Genomic DNA, 14,699 nt, shown 5'->3' with positions numbered 1-14,699 from the left:
TATTTATGAAATTATTAAAAGCGTTTTGGAAAAGGCTCACAAGCCCAAGTAAAGCGGCCGTTGGCATCGTATTGTTCATGGGGTTTGCAGGTGGTCTGCTATTTTGGGGCGCATTTAACACCGGTATGGAAGCAACAAACTCAGAAGAATTCTGCTCAGGCTGTCATGCACCGATTGTGGCAGAAATCCAAGAGACGATTCACTATTCTAACCGTTCCGGCGTACGTGCTATCTGCTCTGACTGCCATGTTCCCCATGAGTGGACAGACAAGATTATCCGCAAAGTGCAAGCATCCAAAGAGTTGTTTGCTCATGTGGTGTTAGGCACCATTAGCACACCAGAAAAGTTTCAAGCACGTCGAGCACATCTCGCGGAGCGTGAGTGGTCACGATTGAAAAATAATGACTCATTAGAGTGCCGCAACTGCCATGAGTTCGAATACATGGATTTTTCAGAGCAAGGTCCACGCAGTGCCAAACAGCATTCAACCGCCCTTGCTAGTGGTGAAAAAACCTGTGTCGATTGCCATAAAGGTATTGCACATAAACTGCCAGACATGCAAGGCGTTGAAGGCTGGCAATAGGAGAATTAACACATGAGTACATTAGAATCGGTGATTTGGCATATTCTTGGTTACAGCGCGATGCCTGTTATTATCTTCGGCGGCTTTGCGGTGGTTGCCGCCGTTTCACTTTGGTTGCTGTCACTGAGTAAAGATAAAGAACTATAAATCACACTTCCTACCGTAATTTATAGTCAACTCCCAATAAAAATCCGCCTGTGCATAAGGCGGATTTTTTACTTCACTTTAAATGACATGCGCAGAAATACTAAGGCGCGGAATCCACCACTACAGGCAAGTAATGTTTAGGTTCAAGTTTCAACCACTCTGGTAACACAGTCCCGATTGAAATTGAAGACCAAGTTCCAGAAATAATACCGATGAACATTGCAATGGCAAACCCTTCAAGCGGCTCCCCGCCCATTAACCACAATGCGGAAACGGTGAGTAATGTCGTACCCGAAGTCACCATAGTGCGTGAGAACGTCGCAATCACGGCTTGGTCGGTAATCTCTTTGGTTGGCGTACTTTGCTTAGCCACGAGCAGTTCACGAATACGGTCGGCAATGATAATGGAGTCGTTCAATGAATAACCCAATACCGCCAGTACCGCCGCAAACACGGTTAGGTTGAACTCCATCTGTGTCAGAGCAAAGAAACCGAGCACTAAAATAACGTCATGCAGCAAGGCCAATAACGAGCCGCTCGCTAAACGCCATTCAAAGCGGAAACACAAGTAACCTAAGATACACAGTAAGCAGATCATCAACGCTAAACTACCTTGCTCCACCAGATCTTGCCCCACTTGCGAGCCGACCATACTGTTGCTCACCACCGTCACATGTTCAGAGACGTCGCTGAGCAAAGTTGGAATGTTAGGCGTCTCTTGATCACTTTCAGGAAGAGCGTAGCGGATAACCCAACGTCCTTCTTCACCTGCTTTGGTGAGCATCGTTGAATCTCCTAATGTAGGTTTCAACGCTTGCAGTAACTCTTTGTTGGTGAGGGTTTTATCGACCGTGACTTCAGTGACCATCCCACCGGTAAAATCCAAACCCATGTTAAGGCCTTTCACACCAAACGCCACTAACGAGATCAGCATCAATGTCACAGAAAGTACGCTCGTGATGTAACGAATTGGACGAATATGGTTTTTCAAATAATCAATCATGTTTATACCCTTACATCACGACGAGCATCTCGTCCCCAAATGAGATTGATAACCGCACGCGAAGCAAACACACCGCTGAACATACTGGTCATAATGCCGAGCCCTAAGGTCAGGGCAAAGCCTTGGATTGGACCATTACCGATCGAATACAGAATCACGGCGGTGATCATAGTGGTGACGTTGGCGTCAAGAATGGTGCTAAAAGCGCTGCTAAACCCAGAATCAATCGCTTGGGCGAAATTACGTCCTTCTGCAATTTTGTCTTTGATACGTTCAAAAATCAGCACGTTGGTATCGACGGCCATGCCAACCGTCAAAACCAGGCCTGCAATCCCCGGCAAGGTCAGCACAGCACCCGGCAATAAGGCAATCAGGCCAATGAGACACACCATGTTAAACAGCAACGCCGCGTTCGCCACCCAACCTAAACGGCGATACCAAAGCGCCATAAAAGTCAGCGTTAATGCCATACCTAAGGCTAATGCGGCAAAACCATTTTGAATGTTTTCTGCGCCCAATGAAGCGCCAATGGTGCGCTCCTCTACGATAGTCACAGGCGCGGTTAATGAACCTGCGCGCAGCAATAAAGCCAACTGCTGTGCTTCTTCCATCGAACCTGCACCAGTGATTCTAAATTGGCTACCCAGCTGCGATTGAATGGTCGCAACACTGATCACTTTTTCGCTACGCTCTGTTTCGCCACGAGCATTGGTGGTGTATTCACGGTACACGGTCGCCATCGGCTTACCGATATGCTTGGATGAAAAATCACTCATGATTTTGCCACCCGCGTGGTCAAGTGAGATGTTGACCTCAGACATTCCCACTTGGTCAATACCTGCGCGCGCATTAACAATGTGATCGCCGGTTAATACAGGGCGTTTAGTAAGTACAACATTGCGGCCATTTTCATCTTTTAGAACAATGTCTTGCGACGTAAACGCTTCGCTGGGTGATTTCGCCTCATAAAATGCAAGGCTCGCCGTCGCACCAATCACGTTTTTCGCTTGTGATGGGTCTTGCACGCCCGGTAATTCGATACGAATGCTGTGTTCACCTTGGCGCTGAACCATAGCTTCAGTGATGCCTAGCTCTTCAATGCGATCACGCATAATCTTGAGGTTCTGTTGCAGCGTCGTTGATTGGAAATCGACTCGATTCTGTTTTGAAGGCTTGATCAGCAGTTGATCAGAAGAGCGTTGGATATCCCACCCTGAGTAAGTCTCTTTAAGAAATGCATTGATTTTATTGAGATCTTCCGCTGAATTGCTCATTACTTTGAAGCCATCAATACCTTCAGAGCTAACTTTCACGCTGCGAAGACGCTCGTCACGAAGCTTATCTTTCACGGTATCGATCATGCTGTCACGCTGCTCTTGGAACGCTTTATCCACGTCAACGTTCAGCAAAAATTGCACACCACCACGCAGATCCAACCCTAGTTTAATCGGGTTAAAACCTAAATTTGTCAACCATGTTGGTGCAACCGAAACGTAAGAGAACGTAATACTGTCTTCTTTTTCAATCATGCCATCGAGTAATTCTCTGGCGTGCGTTTGCTGGACTTCATCAGCAAAGACTAAGGTCGTTTTCCCACCTTGCTGCTGTATGTTTTGTACCGCAATATCGTTTTTTTCGAGTAGATGAGTTAATTCCACGACTGAATTAAGCGTCTCATTTTTAGCGGAGACTTGCAGTTGAATCGACGGCTGTTCGCCGTACCAGGTGGGTATAGCGCTCAAGGCAAGTACAACCAAAGTGGCGGCCAATACGATATACTTCCACGCAGAATAGTGATTAATAAGACGTGCTGACGCCTTTTTATTTTGTGTTTTTTTCATACCAATCCTCTCAGCAAAGCTGAGTTGTTATTACTTTAAATAAACAAGTTAAATGAACAAGCGAGTGACTTTGTCACTTGATATAAAGTAAGAAGGATCAGTACTGGCTATTTAACGCCACATACATGGCATTCGTTTCTTTCCAACCAGAAATTCTGTGGTTAGAACTATAGGGGCGAGCTTGCCATGCCGCCAACTCAGCGACAGGAAAAAGATAAAGCCTAAAGGGAGCGACGGTTACGTCGTAATTGGGTGTGTTATCGACAAAAGTGGGGCCATCGTATTCAACGACTCGGGAAGTTACCCCCCAACGAGACGCGGTGACGATTGCAGCAGAAGTGTCTGAGTGAAGCGATTTTGATACGGGTGGAGCCGTTTGTTTATCTTGTTGATCAGAGATAGGTTGTTGATGAACAATCGCCGTGAGCGAGGTTTTTTCACCATGTTGTAGGATAACTTTACGTTCAGCGTGGCTGTGCGTTTCACTCTCAATTAAATAGCCGAACGCTTGCGAAGGCAGAACAACCGCAAAAAGCGTAAACCAGACATATTTAATAAAGTGCCAATGCATGAAAAAATCATTCCTCTCAACTCAAGCAGGCATCATATTCCTGACAACCATAAGCCTCAAGTAAAAAGATCTAAATGCTCTTATCACTTTAGCTAATGAGAAGCGTAAAATATTTCTTTGCTTTGTATATCAAAGTAAATTTTGTTGGCTAACTTACGGCCACCACAATACACAAAATAAACCTCACGTTCTTGATATTTGAGCGACTTTACCCAGCCACCAAGCTCTTCAAAATCTTCTGGTACGCAGGTTTCATTTTTCAGCAACTCATCGGTTTTCTGCACAAAAGCCGTTTCATAGAGTTTAAAATCATCCGAATTCGCAATGTACTGCGTGACCGTTTTACGGCGCTCCTCTGCCGTGATCAGCGGGGCTTGCTCCACTAAACCATCCAAAGGTATCCACTCCGCGACTTCCGGCCCGTTTTCCTCATAGACAAAATAATCGGTAATGCGGCCAAAACCTGCTTTGCGCTCCAAGATTTTAACCTTATCACCACGGTATAGAACCCGCTCAACAAACGCTTGTGCATCGGGCTTTTCTCTTACTCCGAGTCTTGCTAAATCGACATATAAATCATTAACAAGCGGTTTTGGTGGCAAGACCGTTTTAGGAGCCGTCTCAGTGGTTGGCACTTGTTCTTCATCGTTCGAACTCGACGAATCGGCCTGCAGTGCTTCTTGCTCGGGAAGATAATAAAGAAAGTAATAGCCAGCGCCTGCACCCGCCAGCCCAAGCAGCAATAATAGAAACATCAGCATTTTTTTCATCTTGCTGCTCATTCCTTTCTTGTTGTGCGCAACCTTATTCGGCGCGCCACGCTTTAATTGTTCGTTAATTATAGTTGAAATCTCCGAATGTCATTTTTGTCTAGTTTGCGAACGCATAGCGACACTAACGGCAGCCTAATCCTGAACTTGATGCTATGCGTCAATCTTCTGCAAAATCAGCCTATAAATGGAATAAAGGACTCAAATTCTTCGGCAATACGTGCAAGTGATGGCGGTGATTGAGACGAAGAAAGTGATGGTTAGACGGCAGCGAAAAGCATCGACAGTTTTACTTATAAACAACGCAATCCATCTGCTCTTGATGCTTTGAATCTTCATACCACTGGCTCCGTTCAATAACGCAAGGCAAACTTGGCGGCATCAAACCCCGCTTCGGCTAAGGCGACATCCATCGGCGTTGTGAGCAAAGGGCGACTTTTAAAATAGCCTGACGAGCCATTGCCATTTTGAAACAAAGCGCCGTCAGGGCTCAGCATCAAGTAAGAGTTGGTCATGGAGTCGTTATTTTCTACCGACATGCAATGCGCCACGCGCTGATGCCGCTCGACAAAAGCCGCAAATTGCTGATCACTAATGGTTTGAATCGAATCAAATACCGGTAGGACTCGCAGCACTTTCCATTTATTCGGCTGAAGGGCTTCGATCAAAGCGGTGAAATCACCCTCGGTATTATAGTGATTCACCACGGTGTTGATTTTCAGCTCTGTCGTCGGTGAGTGATGCTTTATCTGCTGAAAAATGGCTTGTAGCCTTTCAGCGGAAAGCACATTACCTGACGGAGTGATTCGGCCAATTTGCTTTTGCACCTCAGATTGGCAGGCATCGTAACTCACCCCTAAAAGCTGCAGTTTGTGGCTTTGCTCGGCAATAAACGCATCGCTGATTAAATGCCCGTTGGTGATGATTGAAGCTTTAAAGCCTAAGTCGATGGCGTAATCGAGCGCATCCGTAAAGCGCTGCTTGAGTAGAAAAGGCTCACCGCCAGCGAAATTGAGCCTGACACTCTGATATTGCAGTTGTTGTTGAATAGGATTAGGGGAAAGAAAGTACTCAGCGAGTTTGCTCAGTACTCTCTTCATCTCATCGACATTTCGGTGCAGCTCATTCGGTTTTGCCCATTTGGCATAACAATAATGGCAATCGTAGTTGCATTTTTCTGTGATGTGATAATTGATGACTAACTGGTTTACGGTATTCATAACACGACTCCTTTGGGTTGGTAGGAGTAGTGTTGATTTGTGCACTGCACAAAAAAGCGTTTTTTTAGTCCGGTAAGCAATTTAATAGCGCGTTGAAACTTTGCCCTTCTTGATACTCTCTACGAACCCTTTGCACAAGCTCCGCTAACGCCATATCTCGCTGTAAAAGCGCCAAATCGACTTGGTCGGCGAGTTGAGCTGCAGCCAAGAGATCTTGCTCTAACCAGCAGAGTAAGATTTGTTCTTTATGCGAGAGAGAAAGGCGCTGCGCTCTGAGCAGTTGGTACAGTAAACCGGTATTTTGCATCGCCAGATCCATTTGCGGCAAACGCTGCTCAGAAAATGGGCAAACTAAGCGAGATTCATGCAAATTGAACGCATCGTCGCGCAACTGGCTGAGAAATTGCTGCGCCGCCAGAGATAAATGCATCACCTCGTTGACGGCTTGTGCTTTGAGTAATACTTCCTCACACAGAATTACACTTTCCATCCGGGTCGCAAAGTCTTTAAAAATCGCTTTGACCAACGTCGAATCATTAAAAAAACCGTCCAGCACTAGCGCGTTAAACAAACAATCCACTGCCTGAGATTTGAGCAATTTCTTACCACGCTTATCTATACTGGCATCGCTAAACCCTTCATCAACAACCAATGATGGCGGAATAACGCCGTTGCGTAGATAAGTATTGGCCTTGGAGCGTAAAGGCTCACTACCCTCAAGACCAAATAAAGCTTTGACCGCCTGATTGGTATTCACTAACGACACAAAGCATCCTCCAGCAGTTCTTCCTCGGAATACATGTAGACGTTTTTGGCTAACGCAATCCGCTCAGCAGAATGATACACAGAGAATCTAGAAGAATATGTGCACGTGCTGCTGGTATGCATAATCGCACCAAGGCAATAGCCAGCACGAAAGCTCTCTTCTTTTGAGGTGGTGAGAAATGCACCAAAGCGTAGGTCATCTTTCTTCTGGTAAAGTTCCGTGTACTCCTGACAAGCAGAGATCAAAAACTCGGCGCTGCCGGGCTTTGCATCCGAATGCAGCAAAGCATGGCTTGGCGCAGTAAACAAGAAAAGCAAAGCGGTTAAGTAATGGATAGATTTCATTGTTCCGCTCCTTGCGTATTGGCAACTGGTGTTGTTGATACTTGTTGATTCGACAGTTGACTCACTCGGTAATAGCTATAGCCAAAAACAGCAACACTGCAAAGATACTCGATAATCTCAACCAAAGGCTCTACCGGTTGCTCCAAGTTATAAGCAAAAAACTTAATAGCGATCACAACTAGCCCGATAGAAAATAACCCCAAATAGGCTTGATGAACCCATGGCGTGATAATTTTTCGCACCAAAGGCGCGTCACTTCGCCGGCACAGTTGAATATAGCGGTAAAAAAACATGACTAAGAAAACAATAAAGGACGTTTCAATAATATCTAACTCTGATAACGAGAAAGCGTATTCAAACATCCCTAATGGAACCAAGAATAAATACAGGGCAAGACCAAATAGAAACAGGGTGATTAGCCACAGCCACTTAAAGAAAAGTTTTACTCCACGCCAAACCTTGGGAAGAGTCAGGGTATTTTTTTGCATAATTTTAGCCAACATCCTTATTATTGTTTTTGATTGTGCGGCTTGAAGCTACGCAGTATTCCTTGCAGCTTCAAGCGGTAGAGATAACGTTATCCTTGTTTTACAGCCTGCTTCTCCGTCTTTTTTGCAACCTTAGCTAACGCTTCAGCCTCTTTGCGCGCTTGGGCAATGCGCTCAAGCAGCTTATCGGCGGGCTCGTCGTTTGCGTCTTGCGCCACCAGCTCACCGCGGAAGGCTTTGGCCAAAATACTTTGCGTCAGGTTATCCACCCGCGCTTGGGCTTTTTTCACTTGCGCTTCGATGGTATCGGCAAAAGCGAAGTATTGATCGACAAGGCGAACGATTTGTTTTTGTTCTTCGATAGGAGGCAGCGGCACTGGAAAGCCTTTGAACATAGCGATATCAATTCTTAATCTAGTCGCGCCAAAAGCTAGCTTTTCAATAAGCTCTGTTGATATTGGCGAGTTAAAATATGAACTTAAATATTTCTTCTCAGCGCTTTGTTCATCAACATCCATTTTCAGTACATCTGGAGTTATCATTGATGTACCAGCATTCTCCGGATAAATACAACATTCCCCAGGAGGATCTCCTAGCTTAGTAACTAACAATTCACCACCATTGACACTGTATTCTTGATGAAACTCTTCCCAAACTGCTCTATCCATATAGTTAGGTTTATTTTGATTAAAGCCATCTTTCTTTACATGGCGAAGGAAAATGATCGGTACACCTTCACCTCTAAAATCTTTAGCTTTAAATATCGTCCCAAACGGACCTGCACAAATCGCATTAGATGTATCTTTAGCCAATTTGTAATTTTGAGTCCATGTCCAGCTAGAAGGTAAAGTTAAAAGACTTAATTCACTTAAGTTGGTCTGCTTACCTCGAAGCCTTAGTTTCCCTGATTTTTTAGAAAAATTAGTGTTAAGCTCTGATTCTGCACAACAACCTACATTTTTAACACGCCAATCTTCCGTCAACTTACCCGACACAGCGGCGGCGAGGACGGATTGGCGAAAGCGTTTGAGGATCGCGGGGATGCGATCAAGCCGCGCTTTAATGGTATCGACTTGCGCCAATACTTCATCCAGCTTAGCCACGATGCGTTTTTGTTCGGCGAGTGGGGCGAGTGGGAACTCGAGGGCATTAATTACCTCTAGTCTTACTCCTTTTACAGTTGTACCAGTCCCCAAAGATTGAATTTTCATACCCTGAGAGCGATACCAATATTCAAAGTAATAGTCGTTCAGTTCCCGGTTAACAAATAACGCTTTTAAATCTTGGTTAATTGCCGAGTCAAAACTAGCACGAACTATTTTTCCTAAACTCATACGAGTAGCAATAATAGGAGTCCCTGCCGGAATTATATTAGTGCTGCTGTTTTCAACAGCCTCTTGGGTAATATGATCAACTGTATCTGTTAAATACAACTTATTCATATCTTTAACTGTCATCCAAGGTATATTTCCTTGATAGTATGAAGGCACTGATTTGCTTGGCGTTCCGCCACCAACAATCTTATCGACAATTTTATTTAAGGGAACACCTACCCACCCCTTCGGCAATTCACTCATTAGTTTGCCTCCGCAGCCGTACCTAGGACCTCGTCCCTAGAACCTAGGACCTTTTCCTCCAAGCCAAACGCCTCGGCCACCAACAACTTTTGCCCTTCAGCGACATCCTCCGCGCCGAGGGCTTGCATCAGTTGGTAAATTTCAGCCATGGCTTCGGTGAGTTCGGCCATCGCTTCTCCGGCCAGCACTTCTGGCTCGGGCAGGTTTTCGGCGCTGGTGGCTTCAAGATCTTTCAGCCAGCTAATATCTAAGCTGTCGCCTTTTTGCTCGCGAATGAAGTCGCGGCTAAATTTGCGCCAGCGAGCGTTGTCGATGGTCTGCTCTAGCGAGTCGGTGCCTTCGGCATACATCGCGCCGAGCGTATCGTACACCCCTTCTTCGCGCGCAGATTGGCCGTTTTTATCCGCACCATAGGCGGCAATAAAGGCAGCAAAATGGGCCTCGGTGAGTGGGCGGCGTTTACCAAAGGTGTTCATATTGGTGCGCAGATCAAACACCCACGTCTCTTTGGTGCAGTCTTTATCTTGGTTTTTGTTCTCTGGCGTGCCTTTTTGGAAAAACAGCACGTTGGTTTTCACCCCTTGCGCGTAGAAAATGCCGGTCGGCAAGCGCAAAATGGTGTGCAGGTTGCATTTATCCATTAAATCGCGGCGAATGTCTGTGCCTTTGCCGCCTTCAAACAACACGTTATCGGGGATCACCACCGCCGCGCGGCCACCCGGATCCAGCGCATCGTAAATATGCTGCATAAAACAGAGCTGCTTGTTACCGGTTGGGTGCACAAAGGTGCGGGTAATATTGGTGCTGGACGCACTGCCAAACGGCGGGTTGGTTAAAATCACATTAGCTTTGGGCAGGTTTTCACCGGCGCTGCCCAGGGTGTTGCCAAGGCGGATCGCCCCATCATTGGCATCGCCTTCAATATCGTGCAGCAAACAGTTCATTAGCGCTAAACGGCGCGTTTCGGGTACCAGCTCTAGGCCAACAAAGGCTTTTTTCATTTGGAAATCTTGGTCGTCATCGTCCAAGTCATCCAAATCGTTGGTTTGGGCTTTGATGTATTTATCCGCCTCAATCAAAAAGCCAGCGGTACCCGCGGCGGGGTCTTGAATGATTTCCCGCGGCTGCGGCTGTAACACTTTGACTATGGTGCTGATCAGTGCGCGAGGGGTGAAGTATTGCCCCGCACCGGATTTAGTTTCGTTGGCGTTTTTTTGCAGCAAGCCTTCGTACATATCGCCAAAATCATCGCGGCTTTTGCCTTGGCCGCCATCAAACCACTCTAGGCTATCCATGTTGCTGACTAATTCGGTGAGCTGCGCGGGTTGAGTAATGGTGGTATTCACGTTTTGGAAAATGGCGCGCACAATCGCGTGCTCGTCTGCGCCAAGCTGCACCAGCATATTACGGTAAAACTGGTGCTGATCTTGACCAATACGCGATTTGAGATCCGCCCAGCGAAATCCTACTGGCAGCAAATCTTGCTCTTGCCCTGTCTCTTGACACATTTTCAGAAACAGTAAGGAAGCCAGCTCGTTAACGTAGTTTTGGTAAGACACCCCGCCATCACGCAAGTTGTCACACAGCTTCCACAGTTTGGCGACTAAATCGTTATTGTTCATTTGAATTCTCTTTAGGTTCCCTCCCCTTTTAGGGGAGGGTTAGGGTGGGGTAGAATTGTAACCGACCTAAGCCGGTTCATCCCATAGATATTGATTAAACTCGGCGAGAATGGTGTCTAATTGATCATTAAACACGCTCATTAGCTTGCGCTTGCCACCTTTACGCTTGTAGTTGCCGGTTTTAAAGGTGTCTTCATCGAGCACCACTTTGTCTTTAATGGAGCTGGCAAGGCGTGCTAACCAACTTAATTGCTCGGCGTTCCAATCATTGGCTTGTGTGATACGCGCCAGCGCTAAATCAACCCGCTGCTCAAACGGTATTAAGGCATCGCCCATCGAAGCACGGCGAATATGACCAATCAATTTCGCGGCGATATCTTGGTTTTTGGCGACTTTCCATGCGTGGCGCAAGGTTGAGTCGTTGTAGTTCTGCTCATCAAACCACTCTTGCAGTTCAATTAAGCTTTTGCGGGTTAAGTCACGCGGGCGATTAACGATGATCTCCAGCGCTTCTTTTTGATTGATGGAAAGATCAACTAAGCGATCAAACGCCTCAAGGAAATCTTCGGCACTGTCGTGATCGCCCCACACTTGGCTCACTTCCATCACTTCATCATGCAGGTCGGTGAATATCGGCATCTCACGTAGGGTGTTGATCTCGTTTTTTAACTGCTCTAAGCGGCCAACCAAATTGGGCACTTTATTGAAGATCTCCGCTGACCATTGCGGTCCTTTTTGTTTGAGGGTTTTACCTAAGTTGGCAAAATCGCAGCCAGCGGAATCAAGGCAAAGTTCATCCAATCGTTTGATCTGCAATTCGACTGATTTGGATTTATCACGGTTAAATTGACCGTGGCTAATAATGCGTTGCAGTTTCGCCACCAGTTGTTCATGGCTGTGCTCGGCAAAGCTGCGCCCGTCCGCTTCGCTGATTTGGTAGGTTTGTGAATCGGTAATTTCGTTGACCAAGGTTTGCAAGTCCACCTGCGGGCGCACCACCACGGGGCGCATGGTATCGACACTTTCCAGCGTGCTATAAAGATCCACCGCATCAAAAATCCGAAACGAGGTTTTACCCACTTCAGGGCAAAGGCGCGTTGCTCTGCCCTTCATCTGCTCATACAAGATCCGGCTGCGCACTTTGCGCATAAACACCAAATTACAAATGCTCGGAATATCAATCCCTGTGGTGAGCAAATCAACGGTGACGACAATGTTGGGCAAGCGCTCTTGCTTAAAGCGGGTGATCAGCGACTGCACTTTGCTGCTGTCTTTATCGGAATCGCCAGTGATTTTGATGATCGCATCATGCTCAAGCTCTGGGTATTTGGCTTTAAATGCACTGCGCAGCTCTTCCACTACTGTATCGGCGTGAGCGTTGTTGACACAAAACACTAATGTTTTTTGGGCGCTGGTTGGGTCAATCACGTACTGAGCATTATTCGCCAACTCTTGGCAAACCACCTTATTGAAGTTGGAAACAATTAAGTTGCGGTTGAAATCCGCTACTTCGAAGCCTTGTTCATCTTCTAAAGTGTCGTTGATCAACTCACCTTGGTTAGATAAGCGCTGCACTTGTGCACCTTGCGACAAATACACTCCTTCACTGCTCAGTTTGGTTTTGATTTTGATCGGCGGTTCTTGGTCACATAAGTAACCATCAATCACCGCTTTGCGATAGCTGTAGCGATAAACGGGCGTTTTGTTTTGCCCGCCAAAAATATCGACCGTGTGCAGTGCTGGCGTGGCAGTCAGTGCTACTTTTACCGCATCAAAGTGGTCGATAATCCGTCGGTAAGCGGAGATGTAATCCAACGCGTTGCGAAACTTTTCTTCACCTTCGGTTTGCTCTTTATCGAGAATGTAACCGCGGTGCGCCTCATCGACAATGATGCAATCATAACGGCCAACAGGCATCGGCTCGTCACTTTGCAAGGTGCGTTTAACCAAAGATTGCACCGTGGCCACGTGAATTTTGGTGCTGTCTTCGGGGAAGCGATCGGTTAAGCCTTTGATGTTAAAAATGGCATGAAAACTGTCGCCTTTAATGTTGGTGTCTTCAAATGCGCCGAGCGCCTGCACGCCAAGCGAGGTTCTATCGACCAAGAACAACACGCGCTGAAAACGTTGTGATTGGATCAAACGGTACATTAAGGCAATCGCGGTGCGCGTTTTGCCCGTGCCAGTGGCCATCGCCAGTAAGATGTCGCGCTGGCCCACCACGATGGCCTGTTCTACTGCTTGTACGGCTTCTTCTTGGTAGTAACGCAGCCCCAACTCGCTCATCTCTGGGTTGTCGGTAAACCAGCGGTTTTGCTGTTGCGTATTACAAGCTAACTTAGCGAGTAACTCTTCCGGGCGATGCCATTCCGGTAAGGCGCTGGGCATATTGGTCGGATGGCGCACATCTCGAAACCAAATGCCACTTTTGCTTTTCACCGCCGCGCGATAGTCTCGCCCATTGGCGGAAAAACAGAACGGCACCTTGAACGTGGCGCTGCCCGTTGAGTCGGCCCACGCTGGCAAGTACAGCGGTAACGCTTCGGCAACGTGCGCTAAAGCGTGCTCGTCGTTAGCCGCTGCTTGCTCTAGCTCACGGCGCAGAAAATCAGTATCAAAGGTTTTACTGTAGCGATACGCTTCGCTCAGTTTGGCGGCCACATCTTGGTTGGCTTTTTTCGCTTCGACAATTCCTATCGGCTTTAGGCCCACAAACAACACGTAATCGGCAAAGCCCGTTTTACTGGTTTCATCTCTGCCGGTTGGCCATTCGGCAATCGCAATATTACGCCCTTTTTGCGGGCGTACGCCGTTTGCGAATGTCAGCACTTTGCTGTCGGCATCCCAGCCCGCCTTGCGTAGCTGCGCGTCAATAAGATAGCGGGTTTCGCTTTCGTTTAGCTCTAGGCTACGCGAAGCGGCTTGCTGGGTGATCTGCTGCTTATAAGCTTTGCGCTCAACTTCGGTTTTCTGTGCTAGCTCGTGCTCTTTTTCTTTTAACTTGGCTTGCAAAGCGGCAATACGCGCCGCGCTTTGTTCTTGCGTCTCTTCCTGCTTACTTTCCAGTACCGAGATATAACCATTCAGCGCAGTCAGTTTCGCTTGTTGGGCGTCAAACTCCGCTTTGGTTTGTGTTTCTGCTTGACGTGCCAACGCCAGTTCTTGCTTAAGGCTCAGCACTTCTTGCTCAAATTTGTCGCTGCTTTCTGAGCTGGGCAATACAAAAATCGGCACCGCAAAATCGTACTGCTTGGTGACTAATCGGTAATACCAGACCGCGAGGCGAAACGCCAAGCGCAGGCACATTTCTGCATCTTGTAAATCGTTGTGGTATTCGTGCACCGCTTGGTTGCCGATTTTGCGCAGCTTATGGAATACGCTGAGGATGCTATCATCGACAAATTGAATTTTACCCAACTCACGCAACAGGTCGTGCTGGTTCTCTTTCTCTTCAATATCGAGCAATTTAGCGAGGTGCTTAGCGGTGGATTCGCCAAAAATTCGTAATTTGACTAACGTGGTGTTAGGGTCGTCCGGGTAGTTTTTTTCCGCCGCGCGGGCAATGACGAACAAAAAATCGTTCACCCCTTGCAAGAATTTGAAATTAGATTGCGCCATGCGCTTCCTCACGTAAAAATCGGCTTTTATATCGCCTACCTACCGTGTTAGCACGAGCCTTCTATTCTTGGTAGGGTAACCGATAAGGATGTTGCAACGAGTTTAAATGTAACCATTTGAATAAACAACGTTTGGCTTCACACAAACC

Annotated in this window: 13 protein-coding genes; 2 read left to right on the top strand and 11 right to left on the bottom strand. The window is 46.9% G+C overall.

What is annotated here, in order from left to right:
* Positions 1-5 precede the first annotated feature (5 nt).
* Positions 6-584, top strand: coding sequence for a NapC/NirT family cytochrome c (locus tag EXZ60_RS01740; RefSeq protein ID WP_013868528.1), 579 nt, complete (start codon positions 6-8; stop codon positions 582-584).
* Positions 585-596: 12 nt separating this feature from the next.
* Positions 597-731, top strand: coding sequence for a TIGR02808 family protein (locus tag EXZ60_RS01735; protein ID WP_013868527.1), 135 nt, complete (start codon positions 597-599; stop codon positions 729-731).
* 100 nt (positions 732-831) lie between these two features.
* Here EXZ60_RS01735 and secF read toward each other — a convergent pair whose 3' ends face one another.
* The 11 genes from secF to hsdR all read right to left on the bottom strand — a co-directional run bounded on the left by secF (position 832) and on the right by hsdR (position 14,551).
* Positions 832-1,734, bottom strand: coding sequence for a protein translocase subunit SecF (gene secF, locus EXZ60_RS01730; protein ID WP_017045371.1), 903 nt, complete (start codon positions 1,732-1,734; stop codon positions 832-834).
* A 2-nt stretch (positions 1,735-1,736) separates the two neighbouring features.
* Entirely contained in the window at positions 1,737-3,575 is a 1,839-nt protein-coding gene (gene secD / locus EXZ60_RS01725) for a protein translocase subunit SecD (RefSeq protein ID WP_017046966.1), read from the bottom strand.
* A 97-nt stretch (positions 3,576-3,672) separates the two neighbouring features.
* Entirely contained in the window at positions 3,673-4,146 is a 474-nt protein-coding gene (locus EXZ60_RS01720) for a hypothetical protein (protein ID WP_277435187.1), read from the bottom strand.
* A 92-nt stretch (positions 4,147-4,238) separates the two neighbouring features.
* Positions 4,239-4,916, bottom strand: coding sequence for an SH3 domain-containing protein (locus EXZ60_RS01715; RefSeq protein ID WP_277435186.1), 678 nt, complete (start codon positions 4,914-4,916; stop codon positions 4,239-4,241).
* 353 nt (positions 4,917-5,269) lie between these two features.
* Entirely contained in the window at positions 5,270-6,136 is an 867-nt protein-coding gene (locus EXZ60_RS01710; RefSeq protein WP_277435185.1) for a viperin family antiviral radical SAM protein, read from the bottom strand.
* A 64-nt stretch (positions 6,137-6,200) separates the two neighbouring features.
* On the bottom strand, positions 6,201-6,902 hold the full coding sequence (locus tag EXZ60_RS01705) for a hypothetical protein (protein ID WP_277435184.1): 702 nt from the start codon (positions 6,900-6,902) through the stop codon (positions 6,201-6,203).
* Positions 6,893-7,246, bottom strand: coding sequence for a hypothetical protein (locus EXZ60_RS01700; protein ID WP_277435183.1), 354 nt, complete (start codon positions 7,244-7,246; stop codon positions 6,893-6,895). Before EXZ60_RS01700 ends, EXZ60_RS01705 begins: the two co-directional genes overlap by 10 nt.
* Positions 7,243-7,734, bottom strand: a complete 492-nt coding sequence (locus EXZ60_RS01695) for a hypothetical protein (protein WP_277435182.1) — start codon at positions 7,732-7,734, stop codon at positions 7,243-7,245. The genes EXZ60_RS01700 and EXZ60_RS01695 overlap by 4 nt, the downstream gene beginning before the upstream one ends.
* 89 nt (positions 7,735-7,823) lie before the next feature.
* A complete protein-coding gene (locus EXZ60_RS01690; RefSeq protein WP_277435181.1) occupies positions 7,824-9,311 on the bottom strand; it encodes a restriction endonuclease subunit S in 1,488 nt (495 codons plus the stop codon).
* Complete coding sequence (locus EXZ60_RS01685) at positions 9,311-10,933, bottom strand: N-6 DNA methylase (RefSeq protein WP_277435180.1); 1,623 nt, start codon at positions 10,931-10,933, stop codon at positions 9,311-9,313. The genes EXZ60_RS01690 and EXZ60_RS01685 overlap by 1 nt, the downstream gene beginning before the upstream one ends.
* Positions 10,934-10,999: 66 nt before the next feature.
* Positions 11,000-14,551: a type I restriction-modification system endonuclease gene (gene hsdR, locus EXZ60_RS01680; RefSeq protein ID WP_277435179.1), complete on the bottom strand. Its 3,552-nt coding sequence runs from the start codon at positions 14,549-14,551 to the stop codon at positions 11,000-11,002.
* Positions 14,552-14,699 lie beyond the last annotated feature (148 nt).

It is taken from the genome of Vibrio sp. 1151_11 (genome assembly GCF_029478525.1).
Taxonomy (GTDB): domain Bacteria; phylum Pseudomonadota; class Gammaproteobacteria; order Enterobacterales; family Vibrionaceae; genus Vibrio; species Vibrio anguillarum.
This window is presented reverse-complemented; position numbering and strand designations above follow the sequence as displayed.

Coding starts and splice junctions, on each gene's coding strand:
- EXZ60_RS01740 (WP_013868528.1), top strand. CDS start 6: ATGAAATTATTAAAAGCGTTTTGGAAAAGGCTCACAAGCCCAAGTAAA.
- EXZ60_RS01735 (WP_013868527.1), top strand. CDS start 597: ATGAGTACATTAGAATCGGTGATTTGGCATATTCTTGGTTACAGCGCG.
- secF (WP_017045371.1), bottom strand. CDS start 1,734: ATGATTGATTATTTGAAAAACCATATTCGTCCAATTCGTTACATCACG.
- secD (WP_017046966.1), bottom strand. CDS start 3,575: ATGAAAAAAACACAAAATAAAAAGGCGTCAGCACGTCTTATTAATCAC.
- EXZ60_RS01720 (WP_277435187.1), bottom strand. CDS start 4,146: ATGCATTGGCACTTTATTAAATATGTCTGGTTTACGCTTTTTGCGGTT.
- EXZ60_RS01715 (WP_277435186.1), bottom strand. CDS start 4,916: ATGAAAAAAATGCTGATGTTTCTATTATTGCTGCTTGGGCTGGCGGGT.
- EXZ60_RS01710 (WP_277435185.1), bottom strand. CDS start 6,136: ATGAATACCGTAAACCAGTTAGTCATCAATTATCACATCACAGAAAAA.
- EXZ60_RS01700 (WP_277435183.1), bottom strand. CDS start 7,246: ATGAAATCTATCCATTACTTAACCGCTTTGCTTTTCTTGTTTACTGCG.
- EXZ60_RS01695 (WP_277435182.1), bottom strand. CDS start 7,734: ATGCAAAAAAATACCCTGACTCTTCCCAAGGTTTGGCGTGGAGTAAAA.
- EXZ60_RS01690 (WP_277435181.1), bottom strand. CDS start 9,311: ATGAGTGAATTGCCGAAGGGGTGGGTAGGTGTTCCCTTAAATAAAATT.
- EXZ60_RS01685 (WP_277435180.1), bottom strand. CDS start 10,933: ATGAACAATAACGATTTAGTCGCCAAACTGTGGAAGCTGTGTGACAAC.
- hsdR (WP_277435179.1), bottom strand. CDS start 14,551: ATGGCGCAATCTAATTTCAAATTCTTGCAAGGGGTGAACGATTTTTTG.